Here is a 23,300-nt window from a genome sequence, read left to right on the forward strand (position 1 = left end):
CAGCTTGCAGCTTGAAGCTGGAAACTGCTTCGCCAGAAGCCTTGAGGAACCACCGTGACGGACACCCACCGCCCGCCTTCGCCCGATTCGGCGCGGGACGCTGCAGCAGCAATGGACCAGGCGCTGGACTGGCTCATCGTGCTCGGCAGCCCGGACGCGGAACAGACCCGGCAATTTCATGCCTGGCTGGCGGCGGATCCGTTGAATGCCGAAGTTTTCGCCAAGGCCCAGGCGATCTGGGATGGCCCGCAAGTGGTGCTGTGCGCCCAGGCCCTGGCAGCGAAACCGGCGAAAGTCACTGTCCTGCAACGTCTGCGTCCGCACTGGAAACCGCTGGCCAGCGCTGCGGTGTTGATCCTCGGTCTGTTCAGTTTCAGCAACCTGCCGATGCGCCTGCAGGCCGATCACCTGACCGTGGTCGGCGAGCGCCAGCGCCTGCAATTGGAAGACGGCTCGAAAGTGCTGCTCAACACCAATTCGGCATTCTCCAGCACCATCAATGACCAGCAACGCGTGGCCCGGCTGTTTCAGGGCGAGGCGTTTTTCGAGATCGCCAGCGGGCGCAATCAGCCGCTGGAGATCGATGCGGGGCCGGTAACGGCCAGTGTGCACGACACCGCATTCGCCGTGCGCTACCTCGACGGGGTCGCGCAGGTGAATGTGCAGCGTGGCGATGTCGATCTGCGCGCCACCCACAACGATGCCCGCGTGCGCTTGCGTGCCGGGGAAAGCATTCGGATCGGTCCCAACGGATTTGATCGTCCGGCCAAGCTCGACGCCAATGCGGATCTGGCGTGGATTGAAGGCCGTCTGGTGTTCGAGAACTGTCCGCTCAATCAGGTGCTGGCCGAGCTGCGCCGCTACTACCCGGGCTGGATCATCAACAACAACGAGCAACTGGCCGACGTCGCCGTCACCGGCAATTACCGTCTCGACCAGCCGCTCGACGTGGTGCGCTCCCTCGCCCACATCACCTCGGCGCGCCTGCAGGAATTCCCCGCGCTGGTCATCTTGAACTGAATGAGAATTATTTTTACTCGATAGCCAACGGCAGTACGTCTCGTTATAGCCAATGCAATTGATTCGCATCTAACCATGCCGATCAGCACCTATAAAGATTCGTGCGACACGGAGCGCTATCGATGTCCTCACGCCTTACCCGCCAGACTTCCTCCCCTTCCCGCGTACTGTCGCTGCTGACTGCGGCGATTCTCATGGCCGGCACCGCGCCGCTGCTCGCAGCCACCGAGCAACCAGCGCGCAACATGGGCGACTACGCGTTCGCCATCGGCCAGCAACCGCTGGTTTCAGCGCTGAATGCCTTTACCGCCGTGACCGGTTGGCAGGTCGGCTTGCCGGCAGAGCTGGGTCAGAACGTTTCGTCGCCCGGCGTGCGCGGTTCGCTCCCACCAGAGAAAGCCCTCGAGCGCCTGTTGGTGGGGACCAACCTGAGCTTCCGCAAGCTGAGCAGCAACAACGTCGTGCTGGAAAAACGCGGCAGCAGCGGAACGCTGAATCTCGATCAGGTGACGATCAGCGCGACGCGTCAGGAACAGTCGGTCAACAGCGTGCCTTCGACAGTCAGCGTGCAGGATCGCCAAGAGCTCGACCGCAACAACGTCAACACCATCAAGGATCTGGTGCGCTACGAGCCGGGCGTTTCCGTTGCCGGTGCCGGTCAGCGTGGCGGCATCAGCGGCTATAACATTCGTGGTATCGACGGCGACCGCATCCTGACCCAGGTCGACGGCGTGGAAATCCCCAACGGGTTCTTCAACGGTCCGTACGCCAAGAGCCAGCGCAATTACGTCGACCCGGAAATCGTCAAGCGCGTGGAGATCCTCCGCGGCCCGGCCTCGGTGCTGTACGGCAGCAACGCCATCGGCGGCGCGGTCAGCTATTACACGCTGGACGCCGACGACATCATCAAACCGGGCAAGGATGTCGGCGCGCGTTTGAAAAGCGGCTACAGCTCCGCCGACGACAGCTGGCTGAAATCCGCCACCGTCGCCGGGCGCAGCGGTGAGTTCGACGGTCTGCTGCATTACAGTCAGCGCGACGGCCACGAAACCGAATCCTTCGGCAGCCACAACGGCACTGGTCTTGCGCGCACCGCGGCGAACCCGGAAGACGTCCGTGCGACCAACGTGCTGGCCAAGCTCGGCTGGAACTACAACGACGATTCCCGCCTGGGCCTGACCTACGAAAAGTACAAGGACGACCGCGACACCGATCAGAAAAGTGCCTACGGCGGCCCGTACTTCAACGGCGCCCCGACCATCCCCGACAGCGTACTGCCTGGCGGCATGTACCAGTGGCGCACTGGCAACGACACCATCACCCGCGAGCGTTTCGGCATCGAACATTCGTTCGCCCTCGACAGCCTGCTGGCAGATAACGTGAAGTGGAGCCTCAATCACCAGATCGCCAAGACCGACCAGAGCACCGAAGAGGATTACTTCCCGATGACCCGCAGGGTGCTGCGTACCCGCGACACCATCTACCAGGAAAAACAGTGGGTGTTCGACGCGCAACTGGACAAGGCTTTCGCCATCGGTGATACCGATCATCTGCTGACTTACGGCACCACGATCAAGCAGCAGAAAGTCACCGGCTCGCGCAGCGGCGACGGCACGTGCCTGGCAGTCGGTCGCGGCTGCACGGCGATTGGCGCGACCAGCGCGGCGGACGTGCTGGCCAAGGCCAGCGACTTCCCCGATCCGACCATCAACACCTACAGCCTGTTTGCCCAGGATCAGATCAGTTGGAACGACTGGACCTTCCTGCCGGGTCTGCGCTACGACTACACCCAGCTCAAGCCGCACATCACTGAGGAGTTCCTCAACACCGTAAACGCCGACGGCCAGGGCACGGTCAGCGACAAGAACAAGACCTGGCACAAAGTCTCGCCGAAATTCGGCCTGACCTATGCGCTGACGGAACACTACACCTGGTACGGCCAGTACGCCGAAGGCTTCCGCACGCCGACGGCGAAAGCGCTGTACGGGCGTTTCGAGAACAACACCAGCGGCTACACCGTCGCGCCCAACTCCGACCTTGAGCCGGAAAAGAGCAAAGGCTTCGAAACCGGCCTGCGCGGGAATTTCGAGCAGGGTTCGTTCGACGTCGCGGTGTTCTATAACAAGTACCGCGACTTCATCAACGAAGACGCAGTCAAGCCGGGCGACGATCAGTTGACCTTCCAGAGCAACAACATCAAGCGCGCCACCATCAAGGGCGCGGAAGTCAAAGGTCGTTTGAACCTGGATGCATTCGGTGCGCCGCAGGGCCTGTATACCCAGGGCTCGATCGCTTACGCCTACGGCCGCAACAACGACAACGGCGAACCGATCAACAGCGTCAACCCACTCACCGGCGTCTTCGGCCTCGGTTACGACCAGGATCATTACGGCGGCCTGCTGAGCTGGACCGTGGTGAAGAAAAAGGACCGTGTCGACGACAGCAACTTCAAATCGCCGGACGGCGTCAGCAGTCAGTTCAAGACCCCGGGCTTCGGCATTCTCGATCTGGCCGGCTATTACAAGGTTAGCGACGACGTCACCGTCAGCGGCGGCATCTACAACCTCACCGACAAAAAATACTGGCTGTGGGACGACGTGCGCGGTTACGACAGCGTCGGCGAAGCCTCGGTGACGCAACCGGCCAACCTCGATCGCCTGACCCAACCGGGACGCAACTTCGCGATCAATCTGATCTGGGACATCTGATCGGCCCGGCCTCACTGCGCTTAACGGCGCAGTGAGTTTTTTTACTGTCCGGCGCCCGCCCGTACGTCTTGTTATCAAGCGCCTCATTTATCAAGGACATATCATGACTGCCTCGGAAAAAGCCCTGCGTTCGCAACGCCTGAACCAGATCACCCATGAGCCGCACAGCAAACTCGATGCGCTGGTCAAAGCCCACGCGCCCTTCGAAACCCGCGCCAGCTTCGCCCGTTTCGTTGTTGCGCAATACCTGTTCCAGGCGGAACTGGTCGAGCTGTACAACGACGCCGAACTGACTGCGATCGTCCCTGACCTGCCGGCCCGTTGCCGCGCCGAAGCGGCCAAGGCTGACCTCGCCGACCTCGATACCGACGTCCCGGCCCCAGTGGCTGGCGCGCTGAAAAACCCGAGCAAGGCACGGGCGCTGGGCTGGATCTTCGTGTCGGAGGGTTCCAAGCTCGGCGCGGCGTTCCTGATCAAGCGCGCCGTGGCGCTCGAGCTGAGCGAAACCTTTGGCGCCCGGCATTTGGCTGAACCGCAAGGTGGCCGCGCCGAGGGCTGGAAAAGCTTTGTGCGCACCCTCGACGCGTTGCCGTTCACGGCAGAGGAAGAGGCCGAAGTGGAGCAAGGCGCGCTGGATGCTTTCAACCGCTTCACCGTGCTGCTGGAACGGGCTTATGCGACAGAAGCCGAACCTGCCTGACACACCGCCATTTCCCTCTGTAGGAGTGAGCCTGCTCGCGATAGCGTCCTTTCATTCAACATCGATGTCGACTGATACATTGCTATCGCGAGCAGGCTCACTCCTACAGGGGGCTGCGTAAGTCTGTAAGATCCCCGTTCCGCTCCAGAAGCCACCTCGAGCCCATGCCCGCACCCGCCTCTTCGAAACTCGCACGTCTGCTGTTCGCCCTGCTGGCCTATGTCAGCCTCGGCATTGGCCTGATCGCCATCGTCGTGCCCGGTCTGCCGACCACCGAGTTCATCCTCCTTGCCGCGTGGGCCGCGACCCGCAGTTCGCCACGCTTGAGTGCCTGGCTGGAAAACCATCGTCTGTTCGGACCGATCCTCAGTAACTGGCGCAACGGCAAGATCATCGCGCGCAAGGCCAAGGTCAGTGCCACCGTGAGCATGCTGCTGTGCGCAACATTGATGCTGGTGCTGCTCGATCACGGCTGGCCGATTTATCTGGCAATGGTCGGCATGGGCCTGGGCAATCTTTGGATCTGGTCGCGCCCGGAAACGCCCGCTGCTGTCGCGAAACATCCCTGTAATTAAAGATTTTTCAGCACTTCCCCCTGCGCAAACGTTTAGCGGCGACCGTCCGTCGGCGCGCGCCTCATGCCGTCTCGATCGACGCCGATGAGCATTGCATGGCGCTGAATGGATTTGGCAAACCGGGCCTCAGGCCCAGCCACCTGTTTCTTTCCATTCGCGAGACCGCCCCATGTTCGACGCTCTGTCCATTCGCCTGAAAATCGTCCTGCTCTCCGGCCTGTGCCTGCTCGGAGTGGTGGCGCTGATTGTCAGCATGAACATCTACCAGACCAACCAGAACGACGAACTGGTCAGTCAATCCAGCAACCAGTTGCTCACCGCCAGCGTGCAGAACCTGCTGCAGGCCAAGGCCGCCGAACAGGCAGTGCGGGTGCAGAAAACCTTTGGTGAAAGCCTGCTGGTGGTCACCGCCCTCGCCGATCAGATCAAGGATCTGCGGACGATGGCGGCCAAGCGTTCACTCGAACCAGGCGCGGTTCGTGAAGAGTTGAACCAGAGCCTGAAAACCGCGTTCGAGCGCAACGATAAAGTCCTCGGTATCTGGCTGGCCTTCGAACCCAACGGCCTCGACGGCAAGGACAGCGAGTTCGCCAACGACGCCGCGCGGCAATCCAACGAGGCCGGGCGCTTCGCCTCCTACTGGAGCCGTGCCGCCGGCGCCGCGCTGAATACGATCATGGTCGAAGATGACCTGACCAAGACCACCCTCAGCGTCAGCGGCACGCCGTACAACAGTTGGTACACCTGCCCTCGCGACAACAAGCGCACCTGCCTGCTCGACCCGTATGCCGACACCGTCGGTGGCAAGGAAATGCTCATGACGACCATTTCCGTGCCAGTGATGGTCGACGGCAAAGCGATCGGCGTGGTTGGTGTCGACATCGCCCTCGACGCGCTGCAAGCCGCCGCCGTCGACTCGCAACGCAGCCTGTTCAACAACGCCGGCCACATGTTGATCGTCTCCGGCAGCGGCGTGCTGGCGGCCGACAGTGCTGACGCGACGCGGGTCGGCAAAAAGATCAGTGACACCCTCGGCGCGGACGGCAAGGACGTATTGCAATTGGTCGGCAGCGGCACCGCGAAAATCCTCGAACAGGGCGATTTGATTCGCGCGGTTTACCCGGTTGATCCGATCGGCAATTCGCGGGCGTGGGGCGTGGTCATCGACCTGCCCAAACAAGTGCTGCTGGCTGACTCTGTGAAGCTGCAAGCGGTGCTGGATGATGCGCAGGAAACCGGCGTGATCACTGCCCTGCTGGTCGCCGTGGTGGCCGGTCTGGTCGGCCTGCTGCTGATCTGGCTCACCGCCTCCGGGGTCACCCGTCCGATCAACAGTGTCGCCGAAATGCTGAAGAACATTGCCAGCGGCGAAGGCGATCTGACCCAGCGCCTGAACTACAGCAAGAAAGACGAACTGGGCGAGCTGGTGAACTGGTTCAACCGCTTTCTCGACAAGCTGCAGCCGACCATCGCGCAGATCAAACAGAGCATCACCGAAGCCCGTGGCACGGCTGACCAGTCTTCGGAAATTGCCCGGCAGACCAGCGAAGGCATGCAGGTGCAGTTCCGCGAAATCGATCAGGTCGCCACCGCGTCCAACGAAATGAGCGCCACCGCCCACGATGTCGCCAACAGTGCCTCGAACGCCGCCAATGCGGCCAAAGGTGCCGACCAATCGGCCAAGGACGGCATGGCGATCATCGAGCGTAGCACCCGCGACATCAATCAACTGGCCGATGAAGTCAGCAAAGCGGTGACCGAAGTCGAAGCGCTGGCGGTCAACAGCGAGCAGATCGGCTCGGTGCTGGAAGTGATCCGCAGCATCGCCGAACAGACCAACCTGCTGGCCCTCAACGCTGCTATCGAAGCCGCCCGCGCCGGTGAAAGCGGTCGCGGTTTTGCCGTGGTTGCTGACGAGGTGCGCAACCTGGCCAAGCGCACGCAGGATTCGGTGGAAGAAATCCGCGTAGTCATCGAGCGCATCCAGACCGGCACCCGTGGCGTGGTCGCGACCATGCACTCGAGCCAGACCCAGGCGCACAACAACGCCGGGCAGATTCGTCAGGCGGTCGATGCACTGGGCAAGATCAGCGATGCGGTGACGGTGATCAGCGACATGAACCTGCAGATCGCCAGTGCTGCCGAAGAGCAGAGCGCAGTGGCCGAAGAGGTCAACCGCAACGTCTCGGCGATTCGCACCGTGACCGAAACCCTGACCGAACAGGCCACGGAATCAGCGGCGATCAGCAGCCAGCTCAACAGCCTGGCGAGCCAGCAGATGAAATTGATGGATCAGTTCCGCGTGTAACAATCCAGCATAAATCCCTGTGGGAGCGAGCCTGCTCGCGAAGAGGTCGTCATATCCAACATCAGTGTTGACTGACACGACGCCTTCGCGAGCAGGCTCGCTCCCACAGGGAACGGGTTCACATCCTGGTTTCATCTAAACCGCGATTTTTTTGCACTATCATCCCCCTCTCGCTCAGGAGGGCTTCGATGACTGATCTGCTTACGTCCATCCAGACCGCACTCGACCTGCCGCGCACGCCAATCCCCTGCAACGGTGACGGCGCGCTGCCCTCGGCGTTCGCGGTCACCGAGCTGGCCTGCGCCAGCATCGCCGTTGCCGGGCAAGCGGTCAGCGAATTGCTCCACCAGCAGACCGGTGACATGCCCGCCGTTGCGGTCGATCGACGTCTGGCCTCGTTCTGGTTCTCCACCTCGCTGCGCCCGATCGGCTGGCAAGTGCCGCCGCTGTGGGATCCGGTCGCCGGCGACTATGCCACCCGGGACGGCTGGATCCGCCTGCACACCAACGCCCCGCATCACCGCGCCGCCGCTGAACGGGTGCTTGGCGCCTGCGCCGACCGTGCAGCAATGGCGGCGAAAGTTGCGCAATGGGCAAGTACGGATCTGGAACAAGCGGTGGTCGACGCCCAGGGTTGCGCCGCTGAAATGCGCAGTTGGGCGCAGTGGCAGCAGCACCCGCAAGGGCTGGCAGTGAATGCTGAGCCGTTGGTGCATTTCATTGCGCAGACAGACGAGCACCGCGCCGAATGGCAAGGTTCGATCGCGCGACCACTGGCCGGGATCAAGGTGCTCGATCTGACCCGCGTGCTCGCCGGCCCCACCGCCAGCCGCTTGCTCGCCGGATTGGGCGCCAATGTGCTGCGCATCGATCCGCCGAGCTGGAACGAACCCGGCGTGGTTCCGGAAATGACCGTCGGCAAACATTGCGCGCGGCTGGACCTGCAGACTCCAGCGGATCGCGCAGTGTTCGAAGGTTTGTTGCAAGACGCCGACATCCTGCTGCACGGCTATCGTGCCGACGCTCTGGAACACCTTGGCTTTGGTGTTGAGCGCCGTCGACAACTGGCGCCCGGTCTGATCGATGTCTGCCTCAACGCCTACGGCTGGAGCGGCCCGTGGCAGAACCGCAGGGGCTTCGACAGCCTGGTGCAGATGAGCAGCGGCATCGCCGAGGCCGGACAGCGCTGGAAGCACAGCGATAAACCGACGCCGTTGCCAGTGCAGGCGCTGGATCATGCGACCGGGTATCTGATGGCGGCGAGTGCGATCAGGCTGCTGACTGAACGCCTGGCCAAAGGTCGCGGGGGTTCGGCGCGGCTGTCGCTGGCGCGCACGGCGAAGCTGTTGGTCGAGCATGGCCAGGGATCGGATGAAGCATTGCGTGGCGAAGATGTGCAGGATCAGGATTCGGCGCTTGAGCACACAGCGTGGGGCCCGGCGCGGAGGTTGCGCGTGCCGGTGCAGATCAGCGGGGTGGCAGTGCGGTGGGATTTGCCGGCGATGGAGTTGGGCTCGTATCCTGCGCAGTGGCTCTAGAAGATGCCCCTCACCCCAGCCCTCTCCCGGAGGGAGAGGGGGCCGACCGAGGTGTCTTGCGCTATACGTCGACCTGAAAAAACCAGTCGATTATGGATTCGGAAAAGGTCTTTCACGTCGGCGTAATTCGCCAATATCCCCCGGTCGGCCCCCTCTACCTCCGGGAGAGGGCTGGGGTGAGGGGCTGCTTTTCAGATCACAACGCCAACACCCCGCTATACAACCCATACGCCGCCAGCCCCGCGCCAATCACCACGCAGGCAAAAATCCCTTTCTCTACCGTGGTAAAAACCGGCTGGCCCTGTTCATGCTTGGCCTTGGCAAACAGAATCACCCCGGGGGCATACAACAGCGCCGACAGCAGCAGATACTTCACCCCGCCGGCGTACAACAGCCACACCGCGTAAACCAGTGCGATGCCGCCAATCAGCAGATCCTTGGTGCGTTCGGCGGAGGCGTGTTCGTAGGTTTCACCGCGCCCGCTGAGTAGCACCGCGTACGCCGCCGACCACAGATACGGCACCAGAATCATCGACGACGCCAGATAGATCAGACTGGTGTAAGTACCCGCCGAGAACAGCGTGATCAGCAGGAAAATCTGGATCATCGCGTTAGTCAGCCACAACGCGTTGACCGGTACGTGATTGTTGTTTTCCTTCTTCAGGAACGCCGGCATGGTCTTGTCCTTGGCCGTGGCGAAGAGGATTTCTGCGCACAGCAGGGCCCACGACAGCAACGCGCCCAACAGGGAAATCGCCAGCCCGACGCTGATCAGCAACGCGCCCCACGGCCCGACGATGTGTTCGAGCACCGCCGCCAGTGAAGGGTTCTGCAGACTGGCCAGCTCCGGCTGGCTCATGATCCCCAGCGACAGCACATTGACCAGCACCAGCAGCGCCAGCACGCCGATGAAACCGATCACCGTGGCGCGACCGACATCGCTGCGTTTTTCGGCACGGGCGGAGTAGACGCTGGCGCCTTCGATGCCGATGAACACGAACACGGTGACCAGCATCATGTTGCGCACCTGGTCCATCACCCCGCCGAAGTTCGGGTTGCTGCGGCCCCAGATGTCGCGGGTAAAGACGTCCGCCTTGAACGCCACGGCAGCGATGACGATGAACATGATCAGCGGTACGACCTTGGCCACGGTGGTCAACTGGTTGATCAGCGCCGCCTCCTTGATTCCGCGCATCACCAGGAAATGCACCGCCCACAACAGCACCGAGGCGCAGCCGATGGCGATCGGCGTATTGCCCTGGCCGAACACCGGAAAGAAGTAGCCGAGGGTGCTGAACAGCAAGACGAAATAACCGACGTTGCCCAGCCAGGCGCTGATCCAGTAACCCCAGGCCGACGAAAAGCCCATGTAATCGCCAAACCCGGCCTTGGCATAGGCATAGACGCCCGAGTCCAGCTCCGGTTTGCGATTGGCCAGGGTCTGAAAGACGAACGCCAGGGTCAGCATGCCGATCGCGGTGATGCCCCAGCCGATCAGGATCGCCCCGGCATCGGCGCGCGCCGCCATGTTCTGCGGCAACGAGAAAATCCCCCCGCCGATCATCGAGCCCACCACCAGAGCGATCAACGCACCAAGGCGCAGCTTTTGCGTCGGTTGCGACATGCAGATCTCCTTGAACAAGCCGCTGTTATTTATTTGTAACAACAGCTGACTAAAAGCCTAAGAGTAGATGACGTTTATCAGGTAATGCATAGGCGAACACATTTATATATAGCGGATGACGATAACGCGTAGCACGTTAAGTCAGTTTTGTGCGCTGATCCTGATAATTCGATTCTGTACTGAAAACAGATGACGGACATTTGCCAAACCCGCAAAAGCAACTAGCGTCATAGTTCGAAAGCATTAATAGCTATTCCCAATTGCATTAGCGAAAAGGCTCTGTCACGGGCCTTTCAGAGCACAGCGTTATGCCCGCAACGGGTGGATAAGTCATTCATTAACAATGGAATGTAGCCATGCACTGATCCAAGTCAGCTATTCGAACAGACAACGGTACTAGGCTGTGAGCTCTCCTTTCCTGCAATGGAGTCATGCAAATGTCTGAAGCGCCCGGAAAACTAAGACTCGGTGCACTGGTTGCACTGGTAGTCGGTTCAATGATCGGTGGCGGGATATTTTCGTTGCCACAAAACATGGCCGCCAGCGCCGACGTCGGTGCCGTGCTGATCGGCTGGGCCATCACCGCCGTCGGCATGCTCACCCTCGCTTTCGTCTTTCAGACCCTCGCCAATCGCAAGCCTGACCTGGACGGCGGGGTCTACGCCTACGCCAAAGCCGGATTCGGCGACTACATGGGCTTCTCGTCTGCCTGGGGCTACTGGATCAGCGCCTGGCTGGGCAACGTCGGCTACTTCGTTCTGCTGTTCAGCACCCTCGGCTACTTCTTTCCGATCTTCGGCGAAGGCAACACGCCGGCGGCGGTGATCGGCGCGTCCTTGCTGCTGTGGGGCGTGCACTTCCTGGTGCTGCGCGGGATCAAGGAAGCGGCGTTCATCAACCTGGTGACCACGGTCGCCAAGGTCGTGCCGCTGCTGCTGTTCGTGCTGATCGCCATCTTCGCGTTCAAACTGGACATCTTCACCGCCGACATCTGGGGCGTAAAAAATCCGGATCTGGGCAGCGTGATGAACCAGGTGCGCAACATGATGCTGGTCACCGTCTGGGTGTTCATCGGCATCGAAGGCGCGAGCATCTTCTCCGCCCGCGCCGAGAAACGTTCGGACGTCGGCAAGGCCACCGTGATCGGTTTCATCACCGTGCTGCTGTTTCTGGTGCTGGTGAACGTGCTGTCGCTGGGCATCATGACCCAGCCGGAACTGGCGAAACTGCAGAACCCGTCGATGGCCGCCGTGCTTGAACACGTGGTCGGGCACTGGGGCGCGGTGCTGATCAGCGTCGGTCTGATCATTTCGCTGCTGGGGGCGCTGCTGTCGTGGGTGCTGCTATGTGCGGAGATCATGTTCGCCGCCGCCAAAGACCACACCATGCCGGAGTTCCTGCGCAAGGAAAACGCCAACCACGTGCCGGTCAACGCGCTGTGGCTGACCAATGCCATGGTGCAGATTTTCCTCATCATCACGCTGTTCTCGGCCAGCACGTACCTGTCGCTGATCTACCTCGCCACCTCGATGATTCTGGTGCCCTACCTGTGGTCGGCGGCCTATGCCCTGCTGCTGGCGGTGCGCGGCGAGAGCTACGAAGGGTTTGCCGCCGAGCGGCGCAAGGATCTGATCATCGGCGGTATCGCCCTGATCTATGCGGTGTGGTTGTTGTACGCCGGCGGGGTCAAGTACCTGCTGCTGTCGGCCCTGCTTTATGCGCCCGGCGCAATCCTGTTCGCCAAGGCCAAGCTGGAACTCAAACAACCGGTTTTCACCAACGTCGAGAAGCTGATTTTCGCCGCAGTGGTCGTGGGCGCCGTGGTGGCGGCCTACGGTCTCTACGATGGCTTCCTGACGCTGTAACCCCTGATTGATCTGTCATCTGGAGGAACACAGAAATGACCACGGAAAAAGTGAAGTACGGCGTCCACTCCGAAGCCGGGAAACTGCGTAAAGTCATGGTTTGCTCCCCAGGTCTGGCCCATCAGCGGCTGACCCCGAACAACTGCGATGAACTGCTGTTCGACGACGTGCTGTGGGTGGCACAGGCCAAGCGCGACCACTTCGACTTCGTCACCAAGATGCGCGAACGCGGCATCGACGTGCTGGAAATGCACAACCTGCTGACCGACATCGTCGCCATCCCCGAGGCGCTGGACTGGATTCTTGAGCGCAAGGTCACCGCCGACTCGGTGGGCCTGGGCCTGATCAGTGAGGTGAAATCCTGGCTGAAAAGCCTTGAGCCACGGCACATCGCCGAATTCCTGATTGGCGGCGTCTCGGCCGATGATCTGCCGGACAGCTTCGGTGGCAAGACCATCCAGATGTTCCGCGACTTCCTCGGCCACTCCAGCTTCATCCTGCCGCCGCTGCCGAACACCCAGTTCACCCGCGACACCACCTGCTGGATCTACGGCGGCGTGACGCTGAACCCGATGTACTGGCCGGCGCGCCGTCAGGAAACCCTGCTGACCACCGCCATCTACAAATTCCATCCGCAATTCACCAATGCCGAATTCGAGATCTGGTACGGCGACCCGGACAAGGATCACGGCAACTCCACCCTCGAGGGCGGCGACGTCATGCCGATCGGCAACGGCGTGGTGCTGATCGGCATGGGCGAGCGTTCATCGCGTCAGGCCATCGGCCAACTGGCGCTGAACCTGTTCAACAACAAGGCGGTGGAAAAAGTCATCGTCGCCGGCCTGCCGAAATCCCGCGCGGCGATGCACCTGGACACGGTGTTCAGCTTCTGCGACCGCGACCTGGTGACGATCTTCCCGGAAGTGGTCAACCAGATCGTCGCCTTCACCCTGCGCCCTGACGAAAGCAAACAGGGCGGCATCGACATTCGCCGCGAAGAAGGCAGCTTCCTCGACACCGTCGCCGCTGCGCTCAACCTGCCGAAACTGCGCGTGGTGGAAACCGGCGGCAACAGCTTCGCCGCCGAACGCGAGCAATGGGACGACGGCAACAACGTGGTGGCGATGGAGCCCGGCGTGGTCATCGGCTACGACCGCAACACCTACACCAATACCCTGCTGCGCAAGGCTGGCGTGGAAGTCATCACCATCAGCGCCGGCGAACTCGGTCGCGGCCGTGGCGGCGGCCACTGCATGACCTGCCCGATCATCCGCGACCCGATCGACTACTAAACGACCGTCCCCCCGGCCGCACTTATCCCGTAGCGGCCGGGCCGATTACCGAATCCAAGGAGAATCATCATGGCGTTTAACATCCACAACCGTAACCTGCTCAGCCTGGAACACCACACCCCTCGCGAGTTGCGTTACCTGCTCGACCTGTCCCGCGACCTCAAACGCGCGAAATACACCGGCACCGAGCAGCAACACCTGAAGGGCAACAACATCGCCCTGATCTTCGAGAAAACCTCGACCCGCACCCGTTGCGCCTTCGAAGTGGCGGCCTATGACCAGGGCGCCAACGTCACCTACATCGACCCGAACTCCTCGCAGATCGGCCACAAGGAAAGCATGAAGGACACCGCCCGCGTGCTCGGGCGCATGTACGACGCCATCGAGTACCGTGGCTTCAAACAGGAAATCGTCGAGGAGCTCGCCAAGTTCGCCGGCGTGCCGGTGTTCAACGGCCTGACCGATGAATATCACCCGACCCAGATGATCGCCGACGTGCTGACCATGCGTGAGCACGCCGACAAGCCGATCCACGAAATCAGCTACGCCTACCTCGGCGATGCGCGCAACAACATGGGCAACTCGCTGTTGCTGATCGGCGCCAAACTCGGTATGGACGTGCGCATCTGCGCGCCAAAAGCCCTGTGGCCACTGGACGATCTGGTAGCGCGCTGCAAAAAATACGGTGAGGAAAGTGGCGCACGCATCACCCTCACCGAAGATCCGAAGGAAGCGGTCAAAGGCGTCGACTTCATTCACACCGACGTCTGGGTATCGATGGGCGAACCGGTGGAAGCCTGGGCCGAGCGCATCCAGCAGCTGCTGCCGTATCAGGTCAACGCCGAGCTGATGAAAGCCACCGGCAACCCGCGCACCAAGTTCATGCACTGCCTGCCAGCGTTCCACAACAGTGACACCAAGGTCGGCAAACAGATCGCCGAACAATATCCGCATCTGAAAAACGGCATCGAAGTGACCGACGACGTGTTCGAATCGCCGGCCTGCATCGCCTTCGAGCAAGCGGAAAACCGCATGCACACGATCAAGGCGATCCTGGTCTCGACCCTGGCTGATCTCTAAGAGCGGCACCGCTCCATGTAGGAGTGAGCCTGCTCGCGATAGCGGTCTGACATTCAACATTAATGTCGACTGATGCTCCGTCATCGCGAGCAGGCTCACTCCTACAATTGATCGAGTCGTTTGCCACTCCTCTGCTTAGAAGGATTGCACCATGCGTATCGTCGTAGCCTTGGGCGGTAACGCCCTGCTCCGCCGTGGTGAGCCGATGACCGCTGACAATCAGCGCGCCAACATCCGCATCGCCACCGAGCAAATCGCCAAGATCCATCCCGGCAACCAACTGGTCATCGCCCACGGCAATGGCCCGCAAGTCGGCCTGCTGTCGCTGCAAGCGGCGGCCTATACGTCTGTCACTCCGTACCCGCTGGACGTGCTCGGCGCCGAAACCGAGGGCATGATCGGCTACATCATCGAACAGGAACTGGGCAATCTGCTCGACTTCGAAGTGCCGTTCGCCACCCTGCTCACCCAGGTCGAAGTCGACGCCAACGACCCGGCCTTCAAGAACCCGACCAAGCCGATCGGCCCGGTGTACGAAAAAGCCGAAGCGGAAAAACTCGCCGCCGAAAAAGGCTGGGCAATTGCTGCCGATGGCGACAAATTCCGCCGTGTCGTCGCCAGTCCACGGCCGAAACGCATCTTCGAAATCCGCCCGATCAAGTGGCTGCTGGACAAGGGCAGCATTGTGATCTGCGCCGGTGGCGGCGGCATTCCGACCATGTACGACGAACAGCGCAATCTCAAAGGCATCGAGGCGGTAATCGACAAGGACCTGTGCTCGTCGCTGCTCGCCGAGCAACTGGAAGCCGACCTGCTGGTGATTGCCACCGACGTCAACGCGGCGTTCATCGACTACGGCAAACCCACCCAGAAAGCCATCGCCGAAGCCCACCCGGACGAACTCGAACGCCTCGGTTTCGCCGCCGGTTCCATGGGGCCGAAGGTGCAGGCAGCTTGCGAGTTCGCACGCCATACTGGCAAGGTCGCGGTGATCGGTTCGCTGGCCGATATCGAAGCCATCGTCCAGGGCACCGCCGGTACGCGGGTCAGCACGGCGAAGCCGGGGATCAGCTACCGATAACAATAAACGCCGGAGCAGGCACAAGACCTGCTCCGCTCCCATGCCTTGAAAGGAGTAGCTCAATGGCCCAATTCGAACCCGGTCATCTGCATATCGAGCGGCACGCGTTGACCGACGATGACGTCAATTACAACGTGCATCTGGACTATGAAGTGTTCACCGATCCGCAGAAAGGCAAAGGGATTCAGTTCACCCTGCATGGCAGCATGCAGGGCAAGGACATGAAGGAAACGTTTTTCCTGCCCAAGGAGGAGGCCTACAACTTCGCCCGTGACGTGACCCGGATCGCCGAGAAGTACGGAATCCCCAAGACCCACAGCCAGATCGGCTCGGTGCACAAGCATTACGACCTGATGTTCGAAGACATTCGGCAGAAGTTGAATATGCAGTCAGGGGATCCGGTCAATCTCGAGCATTTCGAATAAAAATCTAAAGCCCCTCACCCTAACCCTCTCCCAGAGGGAGAGGGGACCGATTGGGGGATGCTGCAGCATTGCGTCGACCTGATCCTGCATCACTGAATCCATAATCGCCCGGTACTTTCAGGTCGATGCATAACCTCAGACACCTCGGTCGGCTCCCTCTCCCTCCGGGAGAGGGCTGGGGTGAGGGTGCTTTTGCTTTCACCTCTCTTCAAGCCCAAGGCATACTTGCGCCCTCCGCTCTGCAGATCACTGAACCGCCCCCATGCGTATCCACGTCAGCTTCATCGACCGCGTCGGCATCACCCAGGAAGTCCTGGCTATCCTCGGTGGGCGCAATCTCAATCTGGATGCGGTGGAGATGATCCCGCCGAACGTCTACATCGACGCGCCGACCCTCAGCCCGCAAGTGCTCGAAGAGCTGAAAGATGCGCTGTTTCGGGTGCTCGGCGTGGTAGCGGTAACCGTGGTCGATATCCTGCCCGGCCAGCGTCGGCATTTGCAGCTCGACGCCCTGCTCGCGGCGATGACCGATCCGGTGTTGGCCCTCGACAGCGCCGGCAAGGTGCTGCTGGCCAACCCGGCGTTGATCGCGTTGTACGGTCGCGAACCCGCTGGCGAAAGCGTGTCGGCGCTGTTCAATGATCCCGGCCTGCTCGGCACCCTGCTCGAAAACGGCTTCCGCCTGCCGCTGCGCGAGATCACCGTCAACGGCCAGACCCTGTTGCTGGATGCCACGCCGATCACCGACGCCGGCGCCCTGCTGACCCTCTATCAACCGAACCGCATCGGCGAACAGCTCTCGGCGCTGCACCACGACCACGCCGAAGGCTTCGACGCGCTGCTCGGCGAATCCCCGGCGATCCGCACCCTCAAGGCCCGCGCGCAAAGGGTCGCGGCGCTCGACGCACCTTTATTGATTCAAGGCGAAACCGGTACCGGCAAAGAACTGGTCGCCCGCGCCTGCCACGCGATCAGCACTCGCCACAGCGCTCCTTTTCTGGCGTTGAACTGCGCAGCGTTGCCGGAAAACCTCGCCGAGAGCGAGCTGTTCGGCTACGCCCCCGGCGCTTTCACCGGCGCCGCGCGTGGCGGTAAACCGGGGCTGATGGAACTGGCCAACCAGGGCACGGTGTTTCTCGATGAGATCGGCGAGATGTCACCGTACTTGCAGGCCAAGCTCCTGCGTTTCCTGAACGACGGCAGCTTTCGTCGGGTGGGCGGTGATCGTGAAGTAAAGGTCAACGTGCGCATCCTCAGCGCGACCCACCGCGATCTGGAAAAAATGGTCAGCGAAGGCCTGTTCCGCGAAGACCTGTTCTATCGCCTCAACGTGCTCAACGTCGAAGTGCCGCCGCTGCGTGAACGCGGCCAGGACATTCTGCTGTTGGCGCGGTATTTCATGCAGCAAGCCTGTGCGCAGATCCAGCGCCCGGTCTGCCGCCTGGCGCCAGGGACTTATCCGGCGCTGCTCGGCAATCGCTGGCCGGGCAACGTGCGGCAACTGCAGAACGTGATTTTCCGCGCGGCAGCGATTTGCGAGAGCAGCCTGGTCGATATCGGCGACCTCGACATTGCCGGCACCTCAGTGGCGCGCCAGGCCGACACCGACGTCGACAGTCTTGAACAAGCCGTCGAGTCTTTCGAGAGAGAGCTGCTGGAAAAGCTCTACGTCAGCTACCCCTCGACCCGGCAACTGGCGAGCCGCTTGCAAACTTCGCATACCGCCATCGCCCATCGATTGCGCAAGTACGGCATTCCCAATAAACCCTGACTCATTGCCGCTCCCCCTTGTAGGAGTGAGCCTGCTCGCGATAGCGGTTTATCAGTCAATTAATTTGTCGTCTGCCACACCGCTATCGCGAGCAGGCTCACTCCTACAATGATTTGTGGCGGATTTGAAATCTGTTCAAAAGCGACCTTCACCTGTACCGAAAGCGCTACAGCGGAACGATATCGCTACACCCGCCTATCACCTGCGCTGCGCAACGCTTTGATCCCGTTCAGCTTTTCTCATCGCCCCAAGCTGTAGCGATTTCGCTACAACAGCGACATCCCGAGAAATGCGACAAACAGCCAAACTATTGATTTATATAGATAAATTAACCTTGGCCGCATTCTTGCTACCTGTCTCCTCATCTATTAGGGCTCCCCGCCCCAAGCTTTCCACCGCGTCCACCAGACGCGTCTGGCCCCTGAGGAGTTTCCATGAGCGAGTTGCGTTTTACTGAAGATCACGAATGGCTGCGCACCGAAGCCGACGGCAGTGTCACTGTCGGCATCACCGCGTTTGCGCAGAACGCCCTGGGCGACGTGGTGTTCGTGCAACTGCCTGAGCTGCAGGCTTACGAAAAAGGCGCCGAAGCCGCCACCGTGGAATCGGTGAAAGCCGCCAGCGGCGTGTACATGCCGCTCGACGGCGAAGTACTGGCCGTCAACCCGGCGCTGGAAAACGCTCCTGAGCTGGTCAACGAAGATCCGCTGGGCGAAGGCTGGTTCTTCCGCTTCCAGCCAAGCGACGCCGCCGCTGTCGGCAAACTGCTCGATCAGGACGCCTATGACCGCCTGATCAAAGCCCAAGCCGAAGCCTGAGGAATTACGCCATGAGCCAGATCAATCTCGGCACCGCCAACGAATTCATCGCCCGTCACATCGGCCCGCGCGCCGGTGACGAGCAAGCCATGCTCAACAGCCTCGGCTTCGATTCCCTCGAGGCCCTGAGCGCCAGCGTCATCCCGGAAAGCATCAAGGGCACCAGCGTGCTCGGCATGGACGACGGCCTCAGCGAGGCCGACGCCCTGGCGATGATCAAATCCATCGCCGGCAAGAATCAGCTGTTCAAAACCTACATCGGCCAGGGCTACTACAACTGCCACACGCCGTCGCCGATCCTGCGCAACCTGCTGGAAAACCCGGCCTGGTACACCGCTTACACCCCGTATCAGCCAGAAATTTCCCAGGGCCGTCTCGAAGCGCTGCTGAACTTCCAGACCCTGATCAGCGACCTCACCGGCCTGCCGATCGCCAACGCCTCCCTGCTCGACGAAGCCACCGCCGCTGCCGAAGCCATGACCTTCTGCAAGCGCCTGAGCAAGAACAAGGGCAGCCACCAATTCTTCGCCTCGATCCACAGCCACCCGCAAACCCTCGACGTGCTGCGCACCCGTGCCGAGCCGCTGGGCATTGAAGTTGTAGTGGGCGATGAGCGTGAACTGACTGACGTGACGCCGTTCTTCGGCGCGCTGCTGCAATACCCGGCAAGCAACGGTGATCTGTTCGACTACCGCGAACTGACCGAACGCTTCCACGCCGCCAACGCTTTGGTCGCCGTGGCCGCTGATCTGCTGGCCCTGACCCTGCTCACCGCACCGGGCGAATTCGGTGCCGATGTGGCGATCGGTTCGGCGCAACGTTTTGGCGTGCCGCTGGGCTTCGGTGGCCCGCACGCCGCTTACTTCTCCACCAAAGATGCGTTCAAGCGTGACATGCCCGGCCGTCTGGTCGGTGTCTCGGTTGACCGCTTCGGCAAGCCGGCCCTGCGTCTGGCGATGCAGACCCGCGAGCAACACATCCGCCGCGAAAAGGCCACGTCGAACATCTGCACCGCGCAGGTGCTGCTGGCCAACATCGCCAGCATGTACGCCGTCTACCACGGCCCGAAAGGCCTGACCCAGATCGCCAACCGCGTGCACCACCTGACCGCGATTCTGGCCAAGGGCCTGAGCGCACTGGGCGCTAACGTCGAACAAGCTAGTTTCTTCGACACCCTGACCGTAGCCACCGGCGCACACACCGCCGCGCTGCACGACAAGGCGCACGCTGCGCAGATCAACCTGCGCGTGGTCGACGCTGAACGTCTGGGCCTGTCGGTCGATGAGACCACCACCCAGGCTGATATCGAAACCCTGTGGGGCCTGTTCGCCGACGGCAAGACCCTGCCGGACTTCGCTGCACTGGCTGCTTCGGTGCAGAGCACCATCCCTGCTGCGCTGGTACGTCAGTCGCCGATCCTCAGCCACCCGGTGTTCAACCGCTATCACTCGGAAACCGAGCTGATGCGCTACCTGCGCAAACTGGCGGACAAAGACCTGGCGCTGGATCGCACCATGATCCCGCTGGGCTCGTGCACTATGAAACTCAACGCCGCCAGCGAAATGATTCCGGTGACCTGGGCCGAATTCGGTGCGCTGCACCCGTTCGCCCCGGCCGCGCAAAGCGCCGGTTACCAGCAACTGACCGATGAACTGGAAGCGATGCTCTGTGCCGCCACCGGTTACGACTCGATCTCGCTGCAACCGAACGCTGGTTCGCAAGGTGAATACGCAGGTCTCCTGGCAATCCGCGCCTATCACCAGAGCCGTGGCGATGAGCGCCGCGACATCTGCCTGATCCCGTCGTCGGCCCACGGCACCAACCCGGCTACCGCGCAAATGGCTGGCATGCGCGTGGTCGTCACCGCGTGCGATGCCCGTGGCAACGTCGACATCGAAGACCTGCGCGCCAAAGCCATCGAGCACCGTGAACACCTCGCTGCATTGATGATCACTTACCCGTCGACCCACGGCGTGTTCGAAGAAGGCATCCGCGAAATCTGCGCGATCATTCACGACAACGGCGGCCAGGTGTACATCGACGGCGCCAACATGAACGCCATGGTCGGCCTCTGCGCCCCGGGCAAGTTCGGCGGCGACGTATCCCACCTGAACCTGCACAAAACCTTCTGCATCCCCCACGGCGGTGGCGGCCCGGGCGTCGGCCCGATTGGCGTCAAATCGCACTTGACCCCGTTCCTGCCGGGCCACGGCCAGATGGCACGCAAGGAAGGCGCGGTCTGCGCGGCACCGTTCGGCAGCGCAAGCATTCTGCCGATCACCTGGATGTACATCCGCATGATGGGTGGCGCCGGTCTGAAGCGCGCTTCGCAACTGGCGATCCTCAATGCCAACTACATTTCCCGTCGCCTGGAAGAGCACTACCCAGTGCTGTACACCGGCAGCAATGGTCTGGTGGCGCACGAATGCATCCTCGATCTGCGTCCGTTGAAAGACAGCAGCGGCATCAGCGTCGATGACGTCGCCAAGCGCCTGATCGACTTCGGCTTCCACGCGCCGACCATGTCGTTCCCGGTCGCTGGCACGCTGATGATCGAGCCGACCGAAAGCGAATCCAAGGAAGAACTGGATCGCTTCTGCGACGCCATGATCCGCATCCGCGAAGAAATCCGCGCAGTGGAAAACGGCACCCTGGACAAGGAAGACAACCCACTGAAAAACGCCCCGCACACCGCAGCGGAACTGGTCGGCGAGTGGACTCACCCGTACAGCCGCGAGCAAGCGGTGTACCCGGTCGCCTCGCTGATCGAAGGCAAATACTGGCCGCCGGTCGGCCGGGTCGACAACGTCTTCGGTGATCGCAACCTGGTGTGCGCCTGCCCATCGATCGAAAGCTACGCTTAACCGTATAGGGGGATCAGTTGCACCGATCCCCCACACGCCGCAGCCCCCTGTAGGAGTGAGCCTGCTCGCGATAGCGGTGGATCAGCCGACTCAATTGTTATCTGACATACCGTTATCGCGAGCAGGCTCACTCCTACAGGGGAATGTGGTCAGCCGCACGAACCTGCCAATCCCCATAACAAGAAACCGGAGAACCACTCATGTCGTTAAGCGTGTTCGACCTGTTCAAGATTGGCATCGGTCCCTCCAGTTCCCACACCGTCGGCCCGATGCGCGCGGCGGCGCGGTTCGCCGAAGGTCTGCGCCGTGAAAACCTGCTGTCGGCCACCGCCAGCGTTCGCGTCGAGCTGTACGGTTCGCTGGGCGCTACCGGCAAAGGTCACGGCAGCGACAAAGCCGTATTGCTCGGCCTCGAAGGCGAGCACCCGGACACGGTCGACACCGAAACCGTTGCCGCGCGCCTGCAGGAGATTCGCGGCAACGGCCGGCTGAATCTGCTCGGCGAGCACAGCATTGCGTTCAACGAGAAAGAACATCTGGCAATGATCCGCAAGCCGTTGGCCTACCACCCCAACGGCATGATCTTTCGCGCCTTCGATGCGGCCGCAATTCAGATTCGCAGCCGCGAGTACTATTCGGTCGGCGGTGGTTTCGTTGTCGATGAAGATGCCGCCGGTGCCGATCGCATCGTCGAAGACGCCACGCCGCTGACTTTCCCGTTCAAAAGCGCCAAGGACTTGCTGGGCCATTGCAGCACCTACGGGCTGTCGATCAGTCAGGTGATGCTGACCAACGAAAGCGCCTGGCGCCCGGAAGCCGAGACTCGCGCCGGCCTGCTGAACATCTGGCAAGTGATGCAGGACTGCGTGGCTGCGGGCTGCAGAAACGAAGGCATTTTGCCCGGCGGTCTGAAGGTCAAGCGCCGGGCCGCCGCGCTGCATCGGCAATTGTGCAAGAACCCGGAGTCGGCCCTGCGTGATCCGCTGTCGGTGCTTGACTGGGTCAACCTTTATGCATTGGCGGTCAACGAAGAAAACGCCAACGGCGGACGCGTGGTTACCGCGCCCACCAATGGCGCGGCGGGAATCATTCCGGCGGTGCTGCATTACTACATGCGTTTTATCCCCGGGGCGAATGACGACGGCGTCGTGCGTTTTCTGCTGACCGCTGCCGCTATCGGCATTCTCTACAAGGAAAACGCCTCGATCTCCGGCGCCGAAGTCGGCTGCCAGGGTGAAGTCGGTGTGGCCTGTTCGATGGCAGCCGGCGCCCTGTGCGAAGTGCTCGGCGGCAGCGTGCAGCAAGTCGAGAACGCCGCGGAAATCGGCATGGAACACAACCTCGGCCTGACCTGCGACCCGATCGGCGGCCTGGTGCAGGTGCCGTGCATCGAGCGCAACGCGATGGGCTCGGTGAAAGCCATCAACGCGGTGCGCATGGCCATGCGTGGCGACGGTCAGCATTTCGTCTCCCTCGACAAAGTCATCCGCACCATGCGCCAGACCGGCGCCGACATGAAAAGCAAATACAAGGAAACCGCCCGCGGCGGTTTGGCAGTCAACATTATCGAATGCTGATCACGAACCAAGCCAAACGAAATTGACCACCTCTCCCCTAGGGAGAGAAACGTA

15 protein-coding genes and 2 pseudogenes are annotated in these 23,300 nt (G+C 61.5%); 16 read left to right on the forward strand and 1 reads right to left on the reverse strand.

What is annotated here, in order from left to right:
• Positions 1–54 precede the first annotated feature (54 nt).
• The 7 genes and pseudogenes from BLU71_RS15475 to BLU71_RS15505 all read left to right on the forward strand — a co-directional run bounded on the left by BLU71_RS15475 (position 55) and on the right by BLU71_RS15505 (position 8,849).
• A complete protein-coding gene (locus tag BLU71_RS15475; protein WP_083353430.1) occupies positions 55–1,020 on the forward strand; it encodes a FecR family protein in 966 nt (321 codons plus the stop codon).
• Positions 1,021–1,142: 122 nt separating this feature from the next.
• A complete protein-coding gene (locus tag BLU71_RS15480; RefSeq protein WP_083353431.1) occupies positions 1,143–3,728 on the forward strand; it encodes a TonB-dependent receptor in 2,586 nt (861 codons plus the stop codon).
• 103 nt (positions 3,729–3,831) lie between these two features.
• On the forward strand, positions 3,832–4,428 hold the full coding sequence (locus BLU71_RS15485) for a biliverdin-producing heme oxygenase (protein ID WP_083353432.1): 597 nt from the start codon (positions 3,832–3,834) through the stop codon (positions 4,426–4,428).
• 164 nt (positions 4,429–4,592) lie between these two features.
• On the forward strand, positions 4,593–5,003 hold the full coding sequence (locus tag BLU71_RS15490) for a YbaN family protein (RefSeq protein ID WP_064364987.1): 411 nt from the start codon (positions 4,593–4,595) through the stop codon (positions 5,001–5,003).
• Between the two features lie 442 nt (positions 5,004–5,445).
• A pseudogene (locus BLU71_RS28185) lies at positions 5,446–6,405 on the forward strand (chemotaxis protein); the annotation flags it as partial.
• A gap of 378 nt (positions 6,406–6,783) precedes the next feature.
• Positions 6,784–7,311 (forward strand): annotated as a pseudogene (locus tag BLU71_RS28190) (methyl-accepting chemotaxis protein); the annotation flags it as partial.
• Between the two features lie 188 nt (positions 7,312–7,499).
• Entirely contained in the window at positions 7,500–8,849 is a 1,350-nt protein-coding gene (locus BLU71_RS15505) for a CoA transferase (RefSeq protein WP_083353434.1), read from the forward strand.
• Positions 8,850–9,045: 196 nt separating this feature from the next.
• On the opposite strand, the gene arcD (BLU71_RS15510) is transcribed toward BLU71_RS15505, so the two are convergent.
• On the reverse strand, positions 9,046–10,473 hold the full coding sequence (arcD, locus tag BLU71_RS15510; protein WP_083353435.1) for an arginine-ornithine antiporter: 1,428 nt from the start codon (positions 10,471–10,473) through the stop codon (positions 9,046–9,048).
• Between the two features lie 437 nt (positions 10,474–10,910).
• Between arcD (BLU71_RS15510) and arcD (BLU71_RS15515) the strand changes: the two genes are divergently transcribed.
• The 9 genes from arcD (BLU71_RS15515) to BLU71_RS15555 all read left to right on the forward strand — a co-directional run bounded on the left by arcD (BLU71_RS15515) (position 10,911) and on the right by BLU71_RS15555 (position 23,246).
• Entirely contained in the window at positions 10,911–12,338 is a 1,428-nt protein-coding gene (arcD, locus tag BLU71_RS15515; protein ID WP_083353436.1) for an arginine-ornithine antiporter, read from the forward strand.
• Between the two features lie 35 nt (positions 12,339–12,373).
• A complete protein-coding gene (arcA, locus tag BLU71_RS15520; RefSeq protein WP_064364996.1) occupies positions 12,374–13,630 on the forward strand; it encodes an arginine deiminase in 1,257 nt (418 codons plus the stop codon).
• Positions 13,631–13,699: 69 nt separating this feature from the next.
• Positions 13,700–14,710, forward strand: coding sequence for an ornithine carbamoyltransferase (locus BLU71_RS15525; protein WP_041479782.1), 1,011 nt, complete (start codon positions 13,700–13,702; stop codon positions 14,708–14,710).
• 151 nt (positions 14,711–14,861) lie between these two features.
• Positions 14,862–15,791: a carbamate kinase gene (gene arcC / locus BLU71_RS15530; protein WP_016770621.1), complete on the forward strand. Its 930-nt coding sequence runs from the start codon at positions 14,862–14,864 to the stop codon at positions 15,789–15,791.
• A gap of 62 nt (positions 15,792–15,853) precedes the next feature.
• Entirely contained in the window at positions 15,854–16,216 is a 363-nt protein-coding gene (locus BLU71_RS15535; protein WP_042607276.1) for a DUF5064 family protein, read from the forward strand.
• A 262-nt stretch (positions 16,217–16,478) separates the two neighbouring features.
• The gene (locus BLU71_RS15540) at positions 16,479–17,987 is read left to right on the forward strand and encodes a sigma-54-dependent transcriptional regulator (RefSeq protein WP_064364998.1); all 1,509 of its coding nucleotides are present in this window, start codon (positions 16,479–16,481) and stop codon (positions 17,985–17,987) included.
• Positions 17,988–18,421: 434 nt separating this feature from the next.
• On the forward strand, positions 18,422–18,805 hold the full coding sequence (gcvH, locus tag BLU71_RS15545; RefSeq protein ID WP_083353437.1) for a glycine cleavage system protein GcvH: 384 nt from the start codon (positions 18,422–18,424) through the stop codon (positions 18,803–18,805).
• A gap of 11 nt (positions 18,806–18,816) precedes the next feature.
• Entirely contained in the window at positions 18,817–21,669 is a 2,853-nt protein-coding gene (gcvP, locus tag BLU71_RS15550) for an aminomethyl-transferring glycine dehydrogenase (RefSeq protein ID WP_083353438.1), read from the forward strand.
• Positions 21,670–21,869: 200 nt separating this feature from the next.
• Entirely contained in the window at positions 21,870–23,246 is a 1,377-nt protein-coding gene (locus BLU71_RS15555) for an L-serine ammonia-lyase (RefSeq protein ID WP_083353439.1), read from the forward strand.
• The last annotated feature ends 54 nt before the right edge of the window (positions 23,247–23,300 follow it).

This window comes from Pseudomonas moraviensis (assembly GCF_900105805.1).
In the GTDB taxonomy this organism is placed as follows: Bacteria; Pseudomonadota; Gammaproteobacteria; order Pseudomonadales; family Pseudomonadaceae; genus Aquipseudomonas; species Aquipseudomonas moraviensis_A.